Origin of the sequence: Modestobacter marinus (assembly GCF_019799945.1) — a bacterium.
Classification (GTDB): Bacteria; Actinomycetota; Actinomycetes; order Mycobacteriales; family Geodermatophilaceae; genus Modestobacter; species Modestobacter marinus_B.
Genome location: NZ_JABGCH010000003.1, coordinates 72,577 through 89,806, shown reverse-complemented (window position 1 = coordinate 89,806; position 17,230 = coordinate 72,577). Strand labels below are relative to the sequence as shown.

At 76.0% G+C, this 17,230-nt stretch carries 19 protein-coding genes; 14 read left to right on the top strand and 5 right to left on the bottom strand.

What is annotated here, in order from left to right; all coding sequences use genetic code 11:
- Positions 1–3 precede the first annotated feature (3 nt).
- Positions 4–498, bottom strand: coding sequence for a hypothetical protein (locus tag HK417_RS26340; RefSeq protein ID WP_222263544.1), 495 nt, complete (start codon positions 496–498; stop codon positions 4–6).
- 37 nt (positions 499–535) lie between these two features.
- Between HK417_RS26340 and def the strand changes: the two genes are divergently transcribed.
- The 3 genes from def to HK417_RS03940 are packed head-to-tail and all read left to right on the top strand — an operon-like array spanning position 536 to position 3,404.
- Positions 536–1,093, top strand: coding sequence for a peptide deformylase (def, locus tag HK417_RS03950; RefSeq protein ID WP_222263541.1), 558 nt, complete (start codon positions 536–538; stop codon positions 1,091–1,093).
- 5 nt (positions 1,094–1,098) lie between these two features.
- Complete coding sequence (gene fmt / locus HK417_RS03945; protein ID WP_222263539.1) at positions 1,099–2,019, top strand: methionyl-tRNA formyltransferase; 921 nt, start codon at positions 1,099–1,101, stop codon at positions 2,017–2,019.
- Positions 2,016–3,404 (top strand): RsmB/NOP family class I SAM-dependent RNA methyltransferase, encoded by a 1,389-nt coding sequence (locus HK417_RS03940; protein WP_222263536.1) that lies wholly within the window; start codon positions 2,016–2,018, stop codon positions 3,402–3,404. Before fmt ends, HK417_RS03940 begins: the two co-directional genes overlap by 4 nt.
- Before the next feature lie 13 nt (positions 3,405–3,417).
- Here HK417_RS03940 and HK417_RS03935 read toward each other — a convergent pair whose 3' ends face one another.
- Genes HK417_RS03935 through HK417_RS03925 form a run of 3 tightly spaced genes read right to left on the bottom strand, consistent with a single transcriptional unit; the run spans position 3,418 to position 6,619 of the window.
- A complete protein-coding gene (locus tag HK417_RS03935; protein ID WP_222263533.1) occupies positions 3,418–4,650 on the bottom strand; it encodes a hypothetical protein in 1,233 nt (410 codons plus the stop codon).
- The gene (locus HK417_RS26335; protein ID WP_222263530.1) at positions 4,647–5,285 is read right to left on the bottom strand and encodes a response regulator; all 639 of its coding nucleotides are present in this window, start codon (positions 5,283–5,285) and stop codon (positions 4,647–4,649) included. The genes HK417_RS03935 and HK417_RS26335 overlap by 4 nt, the downstream gene beginning before the upstream one ends.
- On the bottom strand, positions 5,282–6,619 hold the full coding sequence (locus HK417_RS03925) for a sensor histidine kinase (protein ID WP_222263527.1): 1,338 nt from the start codon (positions 6,617–6,619) through the stop codon (positions 5,282–5,284). Before HK417_RS03925 ends, HK417_RS26335 begins: the two co-directional genes overlap by 4 nt.
- A gap of 169 nt (positions 6,620–6,788) precedes the next feature.
- Here HK417_RS03925 and HK417_RS03920 point away from each other — a divergent pair, with 169 nt between their 5' ends.
- The 11 genes from HK417_RS03920 (at position 6,789) to hisG (ending at position 15,912) form a co-directional block, all read left to right on the top strand.
- Complete coding sequence (locus tag HK417_RS03920; RefSeq protein WP_222263524.1) at positions 6,789–8,660, top strand: ABC transporter ATP-binding protein; 1,872 nt, start codon at positions 6,789–6,791, stop codon at positions 8,658–8,660.
- Between the two features lie 5 nt (positions 8,661–8,665).
- Entirely contained in the window at positions 8,666–8,791 is a 126-nt protein-coding gene (locus HK417_RS24970) for a hypothetical protein (RefSeq protein WP_261325823.1), read from the top strand.
- Between the two features lie 87 nt (positions 8,792–8,878).
- Complete coding sequence (locus HK417_RS03915; RefSeq protein WP_222263521.1) at positions 8,879–9,802, top strand: protein kinase domain-containing protein; 924 nt, start codon at positions 8,879–8,881, stop codon at positions 9,800–9,802.
- 145 nt (positions 9,803–9,947) lie between these two features.
- Complete coding sequence (locus HK417_RS03910; RefSeq protein ID WP_222263518.1) at positions 9,948–10,412, top strand: hypothetical protein; 465 nt, start codon at positions 9,948–9,950, stop codon at positions 10,410–10,412.
- A 60-nt stretch (positions 10,413–10,472) separates the two neighbouring features.
- Positions 10,473–11,144 carry a ribulose-phosphate 3-epimerase gene (gene rpe, locus HK417_RS03905; RefSeq protein WP_308123351.1) on the top strand — a complete coding sequence of 224 codons (672 nt, stop codon included), beginning with the start codon at positions 10,473–10,475 and terminating at the stop codon, positions 11,142–11,144.
- The gene (ribD, locus tag HK417_RS03900) at positions 11,141–12,199 is read left to right on the top strand and encodes a bifunctional diaminohydroxyphosphoribosylaminopyrimidine deaminase/5-amino-6-(5-phosphoribosylamino)uracil reductase RibD (RefSeq protein WP_308123350.1); all 1,059 of its coding nucleotides are present in this window, start codon (positions 11,141–11,143) and stop codon (positions 12,197–12,199) included. Before rpe ends, ribD begins: the two co-directional genes overlap by 4 nt.
- A 1-nt stretch (position 12,200) precedes the next feature.
- A complete protein-coding gene (locus tag HK417_RS03895) occupies positions 12,201–12,818 on the top strand; it encodes a riboflavin synthase (RefSeq protein ID WP_222263515.1) in 618 nt (205 codons plus the stop codon).
- Positions 12,815–14,101 carry a bifunctional 3,4-dihydroxy-2-butanone-4-phosphate synthase/GTP cyclohydrolase II gene (locus tag HK417_RS03890; protein WP_308123349.1) on the top strand — a complete coding sequence of 429 codons (1,287 nt, stop codon included), beginning with the start codon at positions 12,815–12,817 and terminating at the stop codon, positions 14,099–14,101. Before HK417_RS03895 ends, HK417_RS03890 begins: the two co-directional genes overlap by 4 nt.
- A 70-nt stretch (positions 14,102–14,171) precedes the next feature.
- Positions 14,172–14,693, top strand: coding sequence for a 6,7-dimethyl-8-ribityllumazine synthase (ribH, locus tag HK417_RS03885; protein WP_222263512.1), 522 nt, complete (start codon positions 14,172–14,174; stop codon positions 14,691–14,693).
- Complete coding sequence (locus HK417_RS03880) at positions 14,690–14,953, top strand: phosphoribosyl-ATP diphosphatase (RefSeq protein WP_222263509.1); 264 nt, start codon at positions 14,690–14,692, stop codon at positions 14,951–14,953. The genes ribH and HK417_RS03880 overlap by 4 nt, the downstream gene beginning before the upstream one ends.
- 92 nt (positions 14,954–15,045) lie before the next feature.
- Positions 15,046–15,912 (top strand): ATP phosphoribosyltransferase, encoded by an 867-nt coding sequence (gene hisG, locus HK417_RS03875; protein WP_222263507.1) that lies wholly within the window; start codon positions 15,046–15,048, stop codon positions 15,910–15,912.
- 66 nt (positions 15,913–15,978) lie between these two features.
- On the opposite strand, the gene HK417_RS03870 is transcribed toward hisG, so the two are convergent.
- On the bottom strand, positions 15,979–16,980 hold the full coding sequence (locus tag HK417_RS03870) for a DUF2877 domain-containing protein (RefSeq protein WP_222263504.1): 1,002 nt from the start codon (positions 16,978–16,980) through the stop codon (positions 15,979–15,981).
- Positions 16,981–17,230 lie beyond the last annotated feature (250 nt).

Genomic DNA, 17,230 nt, shown 5'->3' with positions numbered 1-17,230 from the left:
CGGTCAGCGACCGGCGGCCATCTCCTGCAGCTCGGCCTCGATGGCCGCCTCGCGCTCGGCGTCCGCGCGGGCCCGGTCGGCGGCCAGCCGCCAGTAGACCGGCGCCAGGGCGGCGAGGTGCGCCACCGCGGCGATCGCGCCGAACCACCGGTGCGGGTGCCGCACCCCCCGCTGGGCGAGCCGGTCGCGGACCGGCCGGTCGAGCACCTGCAGCAGCAGGCCGACGACCAGGGCGTGGGCGCCGGCATGCGCCAGCGCGCGGCGTTCGTGCGGCGGGGCCGGGCTGACGGTCCCCGTGGCGCGGTGCTCGCGGAGCATCGCGGGCAGCTCGAGGCTGGCCTGGTCGGCGGTGAGGGCGGCGCCGGCGGCGGCCGAGATCAGCACCCGGGGGCGCGACCAGGGCGGCGCCTCCCGGCTGGCCACCAGGCCGCCGACGGCCAGACCCTCGAGCACGCTGCTGGCCAGGGCACGGACCCGGTGGGCGAGGAGCGAGGTCACGAGAGCCACCGTAGGGGCCGCCGCCTACGATCGTCGGGTGAGCGTGACCCCCATCCGGATCATGGGCGACCCGGTGCTGCGCACCCCCGCCGCCCCCGTGGTCGACTTCGACGCCGAGCTGCGGCAGCTGGTCGCCGACCTGACCGACACCATGCACGCCGCCGGCGGGGCGGGCATCGCCGCGCCCCAGATCGGTGTCGGGCTGCGCGTCTTCACCTGGTACGTCGACGGGGAGGTCGGTCACCTGGTCAACCCGGAGGTCACCGCGGTCGGGGAGGACACCGAGGAGGACGCCGAGGGCTGCCTGTCCATCCCCGGGTTCCGGTTCGACTGCCGCCGGCACCTGTACGTGGCCGCCACCGGATGGGACATGCACGGCGAGCCGATCCGGGTCGAGGGCTCGCACAAGCTTGCCCGCGCGATCCAGCACGAGACCGACCACCTCGACGGCGTGCTGTTCGTCGACCGGCTCGACGCCGAGGCCCGGGAGGCCGCGCTGGCGGTCCTCCGCGACGCCGCCTGGCAGGGGGAGCAGTCCTACCTGCCCGATGGCCAACCGGTGTTCCCGCCGGTCGTGAAGGTGAGCCCGCACTGAGGCTGTTGTTCGCCGGCACGCCGGCACCTGCGGTCGTCGCGCTCGAGGCGCTGCTGGGCTCGCGGCACGAGGTGGTCGCCGTCCTCACCCGCCCGGACGCCCCGGCCGGGCGCGGCCGGCGCACCAGCCGGTCGCCGGTCGCCGAGAGCGCCGACGCCGCCGGGATCCCGGTGCTCACGCCCCGCTCACCGCGGGAGCCGGAGTTCCTCGACCAGCTGCGCGGACTGGACGTCGACTGCGCACCGGTGGTCGCCTACGGCGCCCTGGTCCCGCCGGAGGTGCTGGAGGTGCCCCGCCACGGCTGGGTGAATCTGCACTTCTCCCTGCTGCCGGCCTGGCGCGGAGCGGCCCCCGTGCAGCACGCGATCATGGCCGGCGACGAGGTCACCGGAGCGGCGACGTTCCGACTCGAGCCCGGCCTGGACACCGGCCCGGTGTTCGGCGTGGTCACCGAGCCGATCGGGTCCACCGACACCGCCGGCGACCTGCTCGGCCGGCTGGCGGTCAGCGGCGCCCGGCTGCTCGTCGCGACCCTCGATGGCATCGCCGACGGCTCGCTGCGCCCCCAGCCGCAGCCGGCCGAGGGCGTCAGCCTCGCGCCGCGGATCGAGACCGCCGACGCCCGCGTCGACTGGACGCTGCCGGCGCACGTGGTCGACCGGCGGGTCCGCGGTGTGACCCCCGCTCCAGGGGCGTGGACGACGTGGCGGGGCACCCGGCTGCGGCTGGACCCGGTCGCGCCGGTGCCCGACGCGGCGAACCTCGCGCCCGGTGAGGTGTCGGTCGCGCCGACGGGCGTGACGGTGGGCACCGGCCGCGGTGCCGTCCGGCTGCGCGAGGTGCAGCCGGCGGGGAAGCGGATGCTGCCCGCCGCCGACTGGGCCCGGGGAGCCCGGCCGGCAGCCGGCGAGAGGCTGGGCGAGTGACCCCGCCCCCGCGCCGGCCCGACCGGCGCCCACCCACCCGGCGGCACCGGCCGGTCCTCGACGGTGCCCGGCTGACCGCCTTCGACGTCCTCGACGGGGTCACCGGCCGGGCCGCCTACGCCAACCTGCTGCTGCCCCAGCTGCTCCGGGAGCGCGCCGCCGACCTCGCCGAGCGCGACGCGGCCTTCGCCACCCAGCTGGCCTACGGCACGCTGCGGGCCACCGGCACGCTGGACGCGGTGCTGGGCACGCTGGTGTCCCGGCCGCTGTCCGAGCTCGAGCCGCGGGTGCTGGACCTGCTGCGGCTGGGCACCTACCAGCTGCTCGACCTCCGGGTGCCGGCGCACGCGGCGGTCGACACGACCGTCGCGCTGACCCGCGCGATCGTCGGCACCGGAGCCTCCGGCCTGGTGAACGCCGTGCTGCGCAAGGTGGCCGCCGGCGGCGACCGGGCGGCCTGGGTCGAGGCCCTGCACCCCCTGGACGACGACGCCCGGCTCGCGCTGACCACCGACCACCCGCGCTGGATCGTCGAGGCCTGGCGGGATGCGCTGGACGATCCGGCCGAGCTGGAGCCGGCGCTGCTCGCCGACGACGCCGCCCCCGAGGTGCACCTGGTGGCCCGGCGGATCCCGCGGGACGAGCTGGCGGCCCAGGCGGGCGGCGAGCCCGGCCCGTTCTCGCCGTACGCCGTCCGGCTGCCCTCCGGCGACCCGGGGCGGCTGCCCGCGGTGCGCTCGGGGCTGGCCGCGGTGCAGGACGAGGGCAGCCAACTCGCCGCGCTCGCCCTCACCCGGGCTCCGGTCGACGGGCCCGAGCGGGCGTGGCTCGACATGTGCGCCGGGCCCGGGGGCAAGGCCGGGCTGCTGGCCGCCGTCCGGCCCGAGGGCGTGCACCTCACCGCCGCCGACCGGGCGCCGCACCGCGCCGAGCTCGTGCGCGCCGCCCTGGCCGGTGAGGACGACGTCGACGTCCTGGTCACCGACGCCACCGACCCCGACTGGGCGGCGGGCTCGTTCGACCGGGTGCTGCTCGACGCCCCGTGCACCGGCCTGGGCGCCCTGCGGCGGCGGCCGGAGGTGCGCTGGCGGCGCACCCCCGAGGACGTCGCCCCGCTGGCCGAGCTGCAGCACCGGCTGCTGGGGAGCGCGCTGGCCGCCGTGCGGCCCGGGGGAGTGGTGGCCTACGTGACCTGCTCGCCGCACACCGCGGAGACCGTCGACGTGGTCGACGCGGCGGCCGCCCGGGACGACGTCGAGGTGGAGCCCGTCGCACCGCTGTTCCCCGAGGTGCCCGGGATCGCCCGCGGGGACCAGGGGCAGCTGTGGCCGCACCGCCACGGCACCGACGCGATGTTCCTGGCGCTGCTCCGCCGCACCCGCTGAGCTCCGCGGACCGTCACCCACAGTCGGACGGCCGCCCGGGGTCGGACTCGCCCCCGGTGTCGTCGTCCTGGCCGTCCTGGCCGCCCTGGCCGCCCTGGTCCTGGTCGTCCTGGTCGTCCTGGTCCTCGTCCGGGGCCGGGGCGGCGCCCTCGTCCCCGTCCTCGTCCTGCGCGCGGGCGTCCTCCTGGTCCGCGGATGCGTCCCCTTTCCCGCTGTCCCCGTCGTCCGGGGTCGACTCGTCCGAGGTCGACTCGTCGGCGGCGGTCTCGTCGGTCGCGGTGTCGCCCGTGTCGGTGTCGTCGGTCGCGGTCTCGTCGGTCGCGGTCTCGTCGGTCGCGGTGTCGCCCGTGTCGGTGTCGTCGGTCGCCGTCTCGTCGGTCGCGGTCTCGTCGGTCGCGGTGTCGCCCGTGTCGGTGTCGTCGGTCGCGGTCGCGGTGTCGCCCGTGTCGGTGTCGTCGGTCGCGGTCGCGGTGTCGCCCGTGTCGGTGTCGTCGGTCGCGGTCGCGGTGTCGCCCGTGTCGGTGTCGTCGGTCGCGGTCGCGGTGTCGCCCGTGTCGGTGTCGTCGGTCGCGGTCGCGGTGTCGCCCGTGTCGGTGTCGTCGGTCGCCGTCTCGTCGGTCGCGGTCTCGTCGGTCGCAGGCTCGGCCGGGGCGGGGTCGGCGGGTGCGGGGACGGCGGGTGCGGGGGCGGCCGGCGCCGGCTGGACCGGCGCGGGGGCGGCCGGCGCCGGCTGGTCCACGGCCTGGGAACGGGTCGCGGGGGCGGCCGAACCGGCCCGGGCCGGCACCTGGGGGGACCGGACCGCGGTGTCGACGGGGACGACCGCGTGGTCCCTCGCGACCGGTCCGGGGAGCTGTGGCGTGGCGGGCACGTCGGCGGGGACCGCCGGGGTCAAGGCGTCCTCCGGGGGAACGGTGGCCCGCGGGACCGACGCCCGCTCCACCGGCAGGTCCAGGGTCGGGAGAGGCGGGATGGAGACCGTGCCGGCGGTGGGATCCCCGGCCCCGGGTGCCACCACCCGCGAGCCGGCCCACGCGCCGGCGAGCGTCCCGAGCAGCAGCGAGACGATCAGGACGACGCTGCCGGCCGCGGCGGGCAGCATCGCGCGCACCCCCCGGCTCCGCTGGCCGGCGGTGCGTGGCGGGACGTACAGCACCACGGGGCGGTGCCGGGGATCGGGTTGGTCAGGACCGGGCACGCCGGCGTTTGCCGCGCGGTCAGCGGAGTGCCCGTGCACGGTGCTCACCCCCCGGACACCCCCGCTGGGTGCAGGTGCCGTTCGGCCAGCAGGGCCGCCTGGGTCCGGTCGGACACCCCCAGGCGCAGCAAGATGTTCGTGACGTGCGCCTTGACCGTCCGCTCGGTGATCTGCAGCCGCCGCGCGATGGACTTGTTGGGCAGGCCCTGGCGGACGAGTTCCAGGACCTCGCGCTCCCGGTCGGTCAAGCCGTCGAGCCCCGCGTGCTGGCGAAGGTCGGTCAGCAGGAACCGGGCGACCGACGGGTCGATGGGCGCTCCCCCCGCGGCCACGGCACGGACCCCGTCGAGGATCCGCTCGCCCCGGGCGTCCTTGAGCAGGTAGCCGTCGGCCCCGGCCTGCATCGCCTCCAGCACCCGCTCCGGTTCCTGGAAGGACGTCAGCACCAGAACCCCGACCGGCCGGCCGGCCCGGCGGAGCGCCCGGATGACCGAGACGCCGTCCCGGCCGGGCATGGACAGGTCCAGCATGACCACGTCCGCTGCGGACCGGTCCACCTCGGCCAGCACCTGGTCGCCGTCGGGCACCGTGCCCACGCACTCGAGGTCACCGGTGGCACCCAGCAACGCGGCCAGCCCGCGGCGCACCACCTCGTGATCGTCCACGACGAGGACCCGGATCACCGTTGCACCCCCATGTCGACCCTCACGTCGTCCAGCGGGACACGCGCGACGATGCGGGTCCCCTGTCCCGGCGAGCTGGAGGCCGTCAACGACCCGCCCTGGTCCGCCACCAGGTCGCCCAGGGCCTGGAGTCCCAGGTGCCCGGCGGCTCTCTTCTCGGCCAGTCGAGAGCCCTCGAAGCCTCGGCCGTCATCGTCGACCGTCATGGTGGCCTCGGCGGCGTCCACGGCGACGGCGATGTCGACTCGTTCCGCTCCGCTGTGTGCCGCGACGTTCCGCAGTGATTCCTGTGCGCAGCGGTACAGGACCTCCGCGACCGGACCCGGCAGGCGGTCGAGGTCGGCCGCCTGCACCGACACCTCGACACCGGTCGCGGCCATCCGGTCGGCCGCCCGGGCCAGCGCCGCTTCCAGTCCCTGCTCCGGGACCCGCTGCTCGCTGAGGTCCAGGAGCAGGGCCCGCAGCCGGCGGATGCCCGAGCGCAGGCCCTCCGCCACCCGGTCGAACAGCGCGGCGTCCCCGTCCCGCTGGACGCGCGCCAGCCGCTGTGCGTCCAGCTCGTAGATCAGGGCGTGCAGCCCGGGCAGGACGTCGTCGTGCACCTCGCTGGCGATCCGGCGGCGCTCCAGGCCGGTCGCGGCCAGGGCCGCCTTGCGCAGGGCGGCCTCCGTCCGGGCGTGCTGCCGGACCCGGCGGGCCAGGCGCCAGAGGAACGGCAGCTGCGCCAGCTGCAGGAGCAGGAGGGCACCCAGCGCGAGGGGCGCGAACGAGGTCCACGCCGACCGCGCCCCGGTGGCGGCGAGGTCGTCCGTCCGGCCGGTCACCTCCACCAGCAGGGGCGTGCCCCCGGTGGCCTGGACCCCGACGGACGCGCTGAGCTCGTCCCGGGCGGCGCCGTCGGGCGACGTGAGGACGAGCGTGCGGTCCATGAGGGCCGTGCGCTGGGCGGGCTGCAGCGGTGCCGCCGTGGCGCTCGGGTCGTCGCTCCAGACGACGTCCCCCTCGTCGTCCCGGACCGCGACGGCCACCACCGGGGCGGTCGCCTCCAACCGGTCGACCGCCAGGTCCAGCCGGGCCTCGGCCGCCGCCGACCCGCCGACCAGCTGCGGTGTCAGCAGCGGGGCGACCACCGACCCGGCCACCACCGCGGCGAGCTGGCGGAAGGACCGGGAGGCCTCCTCCGCGCCGGTGCGCCGGGCGGCCGCGCCCACGGATGCGGCCAGGCCGCATGCCGCCACGATCGCGAGGAGGACGAACACCGCGACGGTCGCCGTCTCCGACCGCTGCTCACCGCGGAAGGCCGGCTGACGTCGGCCCGATGTGTCGTGCGCCACAGATTCAAACGGTAGCCGCCCCTGCCGACAGTGGACCTCACCCGTTCCGGGTGTCTTCGTAGACTGGCGTGTCCCGGAATGGTCCGTCCGCATGACCGCTCCTCGGCCGGGTGGTACTAGTACCAACGTCCAATGTCGTTCCGCCCGCCGGGCTCGGCACGCTCGGTGCATGTCTCACCACGGGCCCGCGCCGCGCGTCGGCGCGCTGACCGTGGCGGTTCCGTTCCTCCGGCCGGAGCGGGTCCGGCTCGGCTTGAGCATCGGCATGGCGACGGCGGAGATCGGCTGCCGGCTCGCCTCCCCCTGGCCGCTGGCCCTGGCGGTCGACCACGCGATCGTGGGGCGTCCCTTCACCGGTCCCATGCGGGCGCTGGAGGGCCTCGGCCCCACCGGGCTGCTCATCGCGTCCGGCGTCGCCACCGTCGCGCTCACCGCGTGTGGCGGGCTGCTCGACGCCGGCGCCCGATGGCAGGCCGAGCGTTCCGCCGTCCGGATCGCGGGCGCGCTCCGGGCGGCCGTCTTCAGCCACGTGCTGTCGCTCTCCCTGCGCTGGCACGACCGCGTGCGCACCGGGGAGGTGCTCTCCCGGCTCACCAGCGACGTGGGGCGGGTGCTCGACGCCCTCACCGCGCTGTGCACGTCGTTCCTGCCGAGCGCGGTGCTCCTGGTCAGCTCGCTGACGATCCTGCTGATGCTCGACCCGTCGCTGGCCTGGCTCGGCCTCACCGTCCTGCCGTTCCTGATCGTCCTGACCGCCCGCCAGCGCCGCCGGATCCGGGCGGCCGAGCTCGAGGCGCGGGACGCCACCGGACGCCTGTCCGGGACGACGACGGACCTGCTGCGCAACGTCCGCGCGGTGCAGGCCTTCGGCCGGGTGGACCGGGCGCGGAGCATGTTCGCCGAGCCGAACGACCGGGCGGTCGAGGCGAAGGTGAACGCGGCGACGACCGAGGCCCGCTGGGCGCCGGTCCCCAGCATCGTGCTGTCGATCGGGACCGGGATCGTCCTGGTCGCCGGCGGCCTCCAGGTCCGGGCGGGGCGGCTGAGCATCGGTGAGCTGCTGGTCGTGCTGAGCTACCTGGGCAACCTGCAGTCGCCGGTGCGCAGCCTGGTCCGGCTGACCGCCGTGTGGGCGCGGTCCAGCGCGAGCGCCCTGCGGCTGAGCGAGGTGCTGTCCTGCGAAGAGGCGGTGCAGGAGCCGGCGCAGCCCCGGCCCGTGCCGCCGGTGCGCGAGAGCCTGCGGCTGCACGACGTGTCGTTCGCCTACAACCCCGACCGGCCGGTGCTGTCCCACTTTGACCTCACCGTCGCCGCCGGGGAGACGGTGTGCCTGTTCGGCCCCAGCGGCGCGGGCAAGAGCACGGTCCTGCACCTGCTGCTGCGCCTCTACGACGTCGACGCGGGCAGGGTGCTCATCGACGGGGTCGACGTCCGCGAGCTGTCGCCCGTGGCGCTGCGCCAGCAGATCGCGTTCGTGCCGCAAGACCCGTGGTTGCTCGACGGCACGCTCGCCGAGAACATCGCCTTCGGCTCCGCCGACGCGACCCGGGCGCAGGTGCTCGCCGCCGGGCGGGCGGCCTGGGTCGACGAGTTCGCGCACGCCCTGCCCGAGGGGTACGACACCCCCCTCGGCGAGAGCGGCGTGCGGCTGTCCGGTGGCCAGCGGCGACGGGTCGCGCTGGCCCGTGCGGTCGTGTCCTCCGCCCCGGCGGTGCTGCTGGACGAGCCGACCACGTCCCTCGACGCCGAGTCCGCCCGCCAGGTCATCGGGGCCATCCGCACCGCGACCCGCGACCGCACGGTCCTGCTGGTCACCCACGACCCGGTCCTCGCCGCGATTGCCGACCGCACCGTTCACGTCACGCCCCTGCGACGGAGCTCCCGGCACCGGGGTCACCCGACCGCGTCCCCGCCGGCCGTGGCCCCGCCCGCCGTGGAGCCGGCCCGCTCCGACCGGGTGCCGGCCCTCGAACCGACCCATCCTGTCGCCGCCGACCACAACCGGCCGGCTCCGGCGTCTGACATCTCGGGGGGGAGGTGAGAGTCATGCGCGTCATCGGTGAGGTCACGTACAAGGCCAAGACCAGGTCGTGGAAGAGCTGGTGCAGCAAGAGCTGGAAGAGCTGGTGCAGCAAGAGCTGGAAGAGCTGGAAGAGCTCGGACTCCTGCTGACCGGAACCGGTCGTCCCGTCGGGGCCTCACCCCGGCGGGACGACGCACACCATCCCCCGAGCGGTCGGGACAGGGTGAGGAGACGACGTGAACTGGCGCACCGTCCGAGTGGTGGAGGCGGACCGGGCGGCGCTGCCGCCGATCCTGGAGGACGCCGGCGACGGGGCTCCGACCTGGAACCCCGCGGGCGGGACACCGCTGGTCCCCGGGCTGCTGACCTGGGACTGCATCGCCAAGGGCCACCATCGGGAGACGTGGCTGTGCTGGTCCGTGGACCTCTGGGTGCCCGCGATCGTCAAGCTCCTGCGGCCCCGGTGGTCGCCGCAGTGGACCGAGGCCCTCGACCGTGAGGTCCGGGCCCTGGGGGCGCTCGCGCACCCGGCGGTGCCCCGGCTGCTCGTCGACGGGCGGGAGGCCCCGCTCCCGTTCATCGCGGTGGAGTGGCTCGACGGTCCGTCGCTGGCGGAGTGCGTCGAGGAGGACGGGCCCTTCCCGGCCGACGACGTCGCTCGGCTGGGGACCCTGGTCCTCGGCGCCGTCCGCGCGCTGCACGCCACCGGAAACGCCCACCTGGACATCAGCCCGCACAACGTGCTGCTCGTCGACCGGCGGCCCCGGCTGATCGATCTCGGCGCGTCCCGGCCCCTCGGTGTCGCGCTCGCCGAGAGCCTGCGCTTCGGCACCGAGGGCTTCCACGCGCCGGAGGTCGCCGGCGGTGTGCGCCCGGGCGGTCTCCGGGTGACCCCTGCCCTCGACGTCTACGCGCTGGGCGCGACCCTGCTCAGTGTGCTGGACCCCGACAGCGACGGCGCGGACGAGCTGCTGGACCGGATGGCGCCGATGACCGAGCCCGACCCCGGGCGCCGGCCGGCGCCGGACGTCGCGATGGCCGCCCTGATCAAGTGCGCCGGCACGGGGCCCACGCGGCCCTGGCCCCAGTGGGCCGACGGTTCGCTTCCCCGGGCCCCGCGGCGACGCCGGCTGTCCCGCCTCCGCGCGGTCGCCGGTTGAGCCGGTCCCGGGCGCCGGCTCAGCCCGCCCGGGGCCGCGCCGCGCGCCCCCTCCGGTGCGCCGGTCGTTTGCCGGTGCCTCCGCTGCAGGTCATGCTGGTGTCAGCCTGAGCGGAGGGCGGGTGCGCCTGCCCGGGGGAGCGCACATGGCGGGCGATGCCATCGAGGTGACGGTCCACGACCGCGGAACGGTCGTCGTCGTCGTCGCGCGCGGAGACGTGCGCGGGGACACCGACGCGCTGCGCGAGCTGGTGGGCCTGGCGCTCGCCGCGATCGGCCAGAAACCCGCGGTGATCGACGTCTGCGACCTGTACAGCCACCACCAGGACGGGCTGGCGGCGCTGCGCTGGCTGCTGCGCCAGCGGCCGCACGGAGCGCCCACGGTGGTGATCGCCCGCTCCGCCCAGCGCCGGTCGCTGCACGGCGTCTTCGGTGCGCAGGTCGCCTGGTACCCGGCGGAGCTGCACACCCCCTGGATCGGGGTCTCGGCGTCGCTGTCGCACCGCCGCCGTCACCTTCCGCCCGACCAGCGGACCCCCGCCGCCGAGGAGCAGATGCGCGAGCTGCTCTGGGCCGCCGCCGAGGAGCGGGAGGCCGCCGCCCTGCGCTGAGCGCCGGAGCCGTCGCCGCCGACCACGGGGACGGGCGGGCGTGCTGCCTACGATCATCCGGTGACCCGGGACCCGATGATCGCGCCCAGCCTGCTGTCCGCCGACTTCGCCCGGCTCGCCGACGAGGTGCAGCGCATCGCCGACGCCGACTGGGTGCACGTCGACGTCATGGACGCCCACTTCGTGCCGAACCTGACCCTCGGCCTGCCGGTGGTGCAGGCCATCCAGGCGGTCAGCCCGCTGCCGCTGGACTGCCACCTGATGATCGAGGACCCCGAGCGCTGGGCCCCGGGCTACGCCGAGGCGGGGGCCCGCAACGTCACGGTGCACGCCGAGGCGTGCGCCGACCCGCGGGCGGTGGCCCGCGACCTCAAGGCGGCCGGCGCCCTCGCCGGCCTGGCGCTGAAGCCCGGCACCCCGCTCGAGGCCTACCTCGACGTGCTGCCCGCGTTCGACACCCTGCTGGTGATGACCGTCGAGCCCGGCTTCGGTGGCCAGTCGTTCATGCCCGAGACGCTGCCGAAGGTCCGCGAGGCCCGGCGGCTGGTCGAGACCGGGCACCTGCGGCTGCTGGTCGAGGTCGACGGCGGCATCAACGCCGACACCATCGAGCAGGCCGCCGAGGCCGGCGCCGACGTCTTCGTCGCCGGCTCCGCGGTCTACGGCGCCGACGACCCCGCGAAGGCGATCGCCGCCCTCCGCGCGCAGGCCGCCGCCGCCGGGCGCCGGTGAGCACCGCCGCCGAGCGGGCGGCCATGGCCCGAGCCCGGGAGCTCGGGCAGCGCGTGCTGGGCACGACCAGCCCCAACCCGCCGGTGGGTGCCGTCGTCCTGGACGCCTCCGGTGCGGTGGCGGGGGAGGGGGCCACCTCGCCGCCGGGCGGCCCGCACGCGGAGGTGCACGCCCTCGCGCAGGCCGGCGACCGGGCCCGCGGCGGCACCGTCGTGGTGACCCTGGAGCCGTGCGCGCACACCGGGCGCACCGGGCCGTGCGCCGACGCGCTGATCGCCGCCGGGATCCGCCGGGTCGTCGTGGCCGTCCCCGAGCCCACCCGGCTCGCCCAGGGCGGCGCCGAGCGGCTGCGCGCGGCCGGCATCGAGCTGGAGCTCGGCGTCGAGCAGGCCGAGGCGGAGCTGGGCGCGCTCGCCGCCTGGCTCACCGGCGCGCGCGAGCAGCGCCCGCACGTGGTGTGGAAGGTCGCCACCACCCTCGACGGGCGGGTGGCGGCCCGCGACGGGACCAGCAGGTGGATCACCGGGCCCGAGGCCCGGGCGGAGGTGCACCGGCTGCGCGCCGGGTGCGACGCCGTCGTCGTCGGGTCCGGGACGGCGCTCGCCGACGACCCGCAGCTCACCGTCCGCGACGCCGACGGGCGCAACGTGGCGCGGCAGCCGCTGCGCGTCGTCCTCGACCGGCGCGGCCGGCTGCCTGCCACCGCCCGGGTGCTCGACGACGCGGCCGCCACGCTGGTCAGCCGGGCCCCCGACCCGGCCGCGCTGCTCGCCGAGCTGTTCGGCCGGGGCGTGCGCCGGGTCCTGCTCGAGGGCGGCCCCACGCTGGCCGCCGCGTTCCTCGCCGACGGCCTGGTCGACGAGGCGGTGGTGCACCTGGCGCCGACCCTGCTGGGCGCGGGTGCCCCCATGGTGGGGGACCTGGGAATCCCGACGATCAGTGCGGCGCTGCACCTGCAGGTCGTGGCCGTCACCCGTATCGGCGGGGACGTGGAGGTCCGGCTGCGGCCCACCCGGCACACTGGGGGCGGCAACCGGACCGGAGGGGGGAGCTGACGTGTTCACCGGCATCGTGGAGGAGGTCGGCACCCTCGCCGCCCGCGAGGAGGGGCCCGACAGCGCCGTGCTGCACATCCGCGCGCGCCGGGTCCTGGACGGCGTGGCGCCGGGCGACTCGATCGCGGTCAACGGCGTGTGCCTGACGGTCACCGGCGTGACGCCGGACGAGGACGGCACCGGTGTGTGGACCACCGACGTCATGGCCGAGACGCTGCGCCGCAGCAGCCTCGGCGAGGTCGGGGTCGGCGACGAGGTGAACCTGGAGCGGGCCGTGACCGCCGCCACCCGGCTGGGCGGGCACATCGTCCAGGGGCACGTGGACGGCGTCGGCACCGTGGTCTCGCGCACCCCCGGGGACCACTGGGAGGTCGTGCGGATCTCCGTCCCCCGGGAGCTGGCCCGGTACGTCGTGGAGAAGGGGTCGGTCACCGTCGACGGCGTGTCGCTGACCGTGAGCGCGCTGGCCGACGACCCCGAGCCGTGGTTCGAGGTCAGTCTGATCCCGACCACTCTCCGGGAGACCACCCTGGGCGGTCGCGCCCCCGGTGACCCGGTCAACCTGGAGGTGGACGTCATCGCCAAGTACGTGGAACGACTCCTGGGAGCGAAGCGGTGAGTTGGCACCTGGATTCCATCGAGGACGCGATCGCCGCCGTCAAGAGCGGCCGTCCGGTGGTCGTGATCGACGACGAGGACCGCGAGAACGAGGGCGACCTGATCTTCGCCTCGGAGCTCGCCACCCCGGAGCTGGTGGCCTTCACCGTCCGCTACACCTCGGGCTACATCTGCGTGGCCGTCACCGAGGAGGACGCCGACCGGCTGGACCTCCCGCCGATGCTGCGGATCAACCAGGACCGCCGGGGCACCGCCTACACGGTGACCGTCGACGCCCGCGAGGGCGTGACCACCGGCATCTCGGCCGCCGACCGGGCGCGCACGATCCGCCTGCTGGCCAGCACCGACACCACCTCCACCGACCTGGTCCGGCCCGGGCACATCGCGCCGCTGCGGGCCAAGGACGGCGGGGTGCTGCGCCGGCCCGGGCACACCGAGGCCGCCGTCGACCTGGCGGTCCTGGCCGGGCTGCGCCCCTCGGGCGTGCTCTGCGAGGTCGTCAGCGAGCAGGACCCGACCGGCATGGCGAAGGCCGACGAGCTGCGCGCCTTCGCGGACGTGCACGACCTGGTGATGGTCTCCATCGCCGACCTGATCGCCTACCGCAAGCGGTTCGACAAGCTCGTCGAGCGGGTGGCCGAGGCGCGGGTGCCGCTGCGCCCCGGCGAGTTCACCGCCGTCGGCTACCGCAGCTCCTACGACGAGCGCGAGCACGTGGCCTTCGTCTACGGCGAGATCGGCGACGGCGAGGACGTGCTGGTGCGCGTGCACTCCGAGTGCCTGACCGGCGACGTCTTCGGGTCGCTGCGCTGCGACTGCGGCCCCCAGCTGGACGCGGCGCTGGCGGCGGTCGCGCAGGAGGGGCGCGGCGTCGTCCTGTACATCCGCGGGCACGAGGGCCGGGGCATCGGCCTGCTGCACAAGCTGCAGGCCTACCAGCTGCAGGACGCCGGGGTGGACACCGTCGACGCCAACCTGGACCTCGGCCTGCCCGCCGACGCCCGGGACTACGGCACCGGTGCCCAGATCCTGGTCGACCTCGGGATCCACACGATGCGGCTGCTCACCAACAACCCGGCCAAGCGGGCGGGGCTGGAGGGCTACGGCCTGAAGGTCACCGGCCGGGTCGGGCTGCCCACCCACGTGACCGCCGACAACGTGGGCTACCTGCGGACCAAGCGTGACCGGATGGGGCACCTGCTGGAGATCATCGAGCCGGACGCCGGACGGGCGGGCACCGGATCCGCGGACCCGCCCCGGCGCGCCGACGAGCAACCTGGATGACCGGTCGGTCGTGCCCCGGCGGGCACAGTGCACCGTCGCACCCGCTGTCCAGCACCGAAGAGGAGAGGTCATGAGCGGCTCCGGAGCCCCGCAGCAGCAGCCCATCAACGCCCAGGGCCTGACCCTCGGGATCGTCGCCGCCACCTGGCACCGCGACATCAGCGACGCCCTGCTGTCCCGCGCCGTGGCCTGCGCGGAGGCCTCGGGAGTCCCGTCGCCGACCGTCGTCCGCGTGCCCGGCGCGATCGAGCTGCCGGTGGTCGCCCAGGCGCTGGCCGAGACGCACGACGCCGTCGTCGCCCTGGGCGTCGTCGTCCGCGGGGGCACCCCGCACTTCGAGTACGTGTGCGACTCGTTCACCGCCGGCCTCACCCGGGTCTCCCTGGACGCCCGCACCCCGATCGGCAACGGCGTGCTGACCGTCGAGGGCGAGAAGCAGGCCCGCGACCGGGCCGGCCTGGAGGACTCCGGCGAGGACAAGGGCTGGGAGGCCACCGCCGCTGCCCTGCAGACCGCGCTCGTCCTGCGCGACCTGCGCACCCCCAGGCAGGGCACCGGCTTCGGCATCAGCCCCGCGGCGGGCACCGCGTGAAGTCCTTCGACCAGCTGTTCGCCGAGCTGAGCGAGAAGGTCGCCGCCGGCGACCCGGCGTCCGGGACGGTCACCGCCGTCCGGGACGGCGTGCACGCGGCGGGCAAGAAGGTGGTCGAGGAGGCCGCCGAGTCCTGGATGGCGGCCGAGCACGAGAGCGCCGAGCGGACGGCGGAGGAGATCAGCCAGCTCCTCTACCGGGTGCAGGTGCTCATGCTGGCCCGCGGGCTGTCGTTGCAGGACGTCTACGCTCACCTCTGAGGAAGGACCCTCCTGCCCCCGCCGCTCGCAGGCTCGCGGCGGGACCCTGCAGGAGGGCCGATCGCTCTCTACCGTCGAAGGAGCCCGTTCCCGTGCTGCGCGTCGCCGTGCCCAACAAGGGCGTCCTCAGCGAGCCCGCGGCGGCGATGCTCGCCGAGAGCGGGTACCGGCAGCGCCGCAGTGCCAAGGACCTCGCGGTCTACGACCCGGAGAACGACACCGAGTTCTTCTACCTGCGCCCGCGGGACATCGCCGTCTACGTCGCCGCGGGCACGCTGGACGTGGGGATCACCGGCCGGGACATGCTGCTGGAGACCGCGCCCGGCGACGGCGAGGGCCCGGCCGCGGTTGAGGTGATGGAGCTCGGCTTCGGCCGCTCCTCCTTCCGGTTCGCCAGCCCCACCGGGTCCGACGTCGACGACGTCGCGAAGCTGGAGGGACGGCGGATCGCCACCGCCTACCCCGGACTGCTGCAGCGCTTCCTCGACGAGGCCGGCATCAAGGCCGGGGTGGTCAAGCTGGACGGCGCGGTGGAGACCGCGTGCCGGCTCGGCGTCGCCGACGCGGTGTGCGACGTGGTGGAGACCGGGACGACGCTGCGGGCCGCGGGCCTGCGGATCATCGGCGACCCGGTGCTGGCCAGTGAGGCGGTGCTCGTGCGGCGGGCCGGGGGCGAGGAGATCCCCGCCGTGGCCCAGCTGCGGCGCCGGCTGCGCGGTGTCCTGGTGGCCCGGCAGTACGTGATGCTCGACTACGACTGCCCCAACGACCTGCTGCCCCGGGCGACGGCGCTCACGCCGGGTCTCGAGGGCCCGACGGTCAGCCCGCTGCAGACCCCCGGCTGGTCCGCGGTGCGCGCGATGGTCCGCCAGCAAGAGACCAACCGGGTCATGGACGAGCTCTGGGAGCTCGGCGCCCGGGCCATCCTGGTCACCAGCATCGCCGCGTCGCGCATCTGAGAAAGGACCCCCTGGCGGGCCCGACCCGCGGCCCGGCACCCGCTGGGCGGGGACCGGACCGCGCGCTCAGCGCGGGCGGGTGGTGCGGTCGACCAGGTCGATCGCGGTGCACATGCCCAGCGCCAGGGCCCGCCCGCTGGTCGAGCCGGAGCCCAGCAGCGCGTCGACCGCCGGCGCCAGCGAGCCGTCGCCGACCAGCCCGCGCAGCACCGCGGCGAACTCCCCGCTGACCCGGCCGGCCGCGGCGTGCCGCAGCAGTGCCCGGGACAGCTCGGTGGTGCGGCCGTTGGCCAGGGAGGTGACCCCGGCGGCGAACCGCTCCGCCGACGGGTGGCCCAGCAGGACCAGCCCGGCGGTGAGGCCGGCCAGCACGTCGTCGCCGGCCGGGGTGAGCCCCGGCCCGAGACCGACCAGCCGGGTCGCGGTGCGCAGCGCCGCGTCCAGGTCGGCCCGGCGGACGGCGCCGCGCAGGGCGGCCAGCGGGCCACTCGGTCCGCTGGGCAGCCCCGGCAGCACGAACGCGCTGTGCGGCACGCCCTCTCCGTAGAGGGCGGTGCGCAGCTGGCGCACGCCCTCGGGCAGCAGCGCCGGTCGCGCGGTGGGCAGCTTGGGCCGCGGGTCCCACCAGGCGGCGGCGCTCACCGTCAGGTCGCCGACCACGAGCTTGCCGCCCCCGACCCGGGCGGGCGCGCCGCTGGGGACCGCGACCAGCGGCCGGCCGTTGGCCGGGCGGAACAGCACGCAGCCCAGCGGCAGCCGGGCGGCGTCGGAGGTGAGCACGCCGACGACGTCGTTGCCCTGCGCCGTGGGCACCGTCAGGTACACCGCGGCCGGGACCGAGAGCAGCACCCGGGCCGCGCGCACGGGGCCGCGCAGCAGCTCTGCGACACCGGTGCTCGCCTGGGCCGGGACGGTGGTGTGGACGGTCCGTGGGTGGGGTAACCCCGGCGCTGACGCTCGTGGCAGCGGGAACGTGGGGACGCCGGCCCGGGCAGCTCGCCCGTCGCGGGCCGCCTCCCGGGTCGTTGCGTCGCCGTGCCCGCTGATGCTCTCGTCGATGGTCCGCATGTGCCCCTCCACCCGTGCGGTCGACGGGGCCCGCGAGTGCGCCGGCCCCGCCCCGGTGTGCTCGACTCGGCCGGCCGCCGAACGCCACTGCCCCCCGCGGGAGAGACGCCCACCGACCGACCCACAACACAGATCCGGTGGCGGGCCCTTGAGTGGCTCATCACTCGGCTCTGTATGGCGATTCTCGCCAAGAGTGGGTTCAGCCGTCCAGGGACGTCTGACAGAATCTTTGAAGATTGCTCGTGCAACG

Bases quoted from the DNA above. Each gene is read 5' to 3' on its own strand.
- HK417_RS03920 (WP_222263524.1), top strand. From the start codon at position 6,789: ATGTCTCACCACGGGCCCGCGCCGCGCGTCGGCGCGCTGACCGTGGCG.
- HK417_RS24970 (WP_261325823.1), top strand. From the start codon at position 8,666: ATGCGCGTCATCGGTGAGGTCACGTACAAGGCCAAGACCAGGTCGTGG.
- HK417_RS03910 (WP_222263518.1), top strand. From the start codon at position 9,948: ATGGCGGGCGATGCCATCGAGGTGACGGTCCACGACCGCGGAACGGTC.
- ribH (WP_222263512.1), top strand. From the start codon at position 14,172: ATGAGCGGCTCCGGAGCCCCGCAGCAGCAGCCCATCAACGCCCAGGGC.
- HK417_RS03870 (WP_222263504.1), bottom strand. From the start codon at position 16,980: ATGCGGACCATCGACGAGAGCATCAGCGGGCACGGCGACGCAACGACC.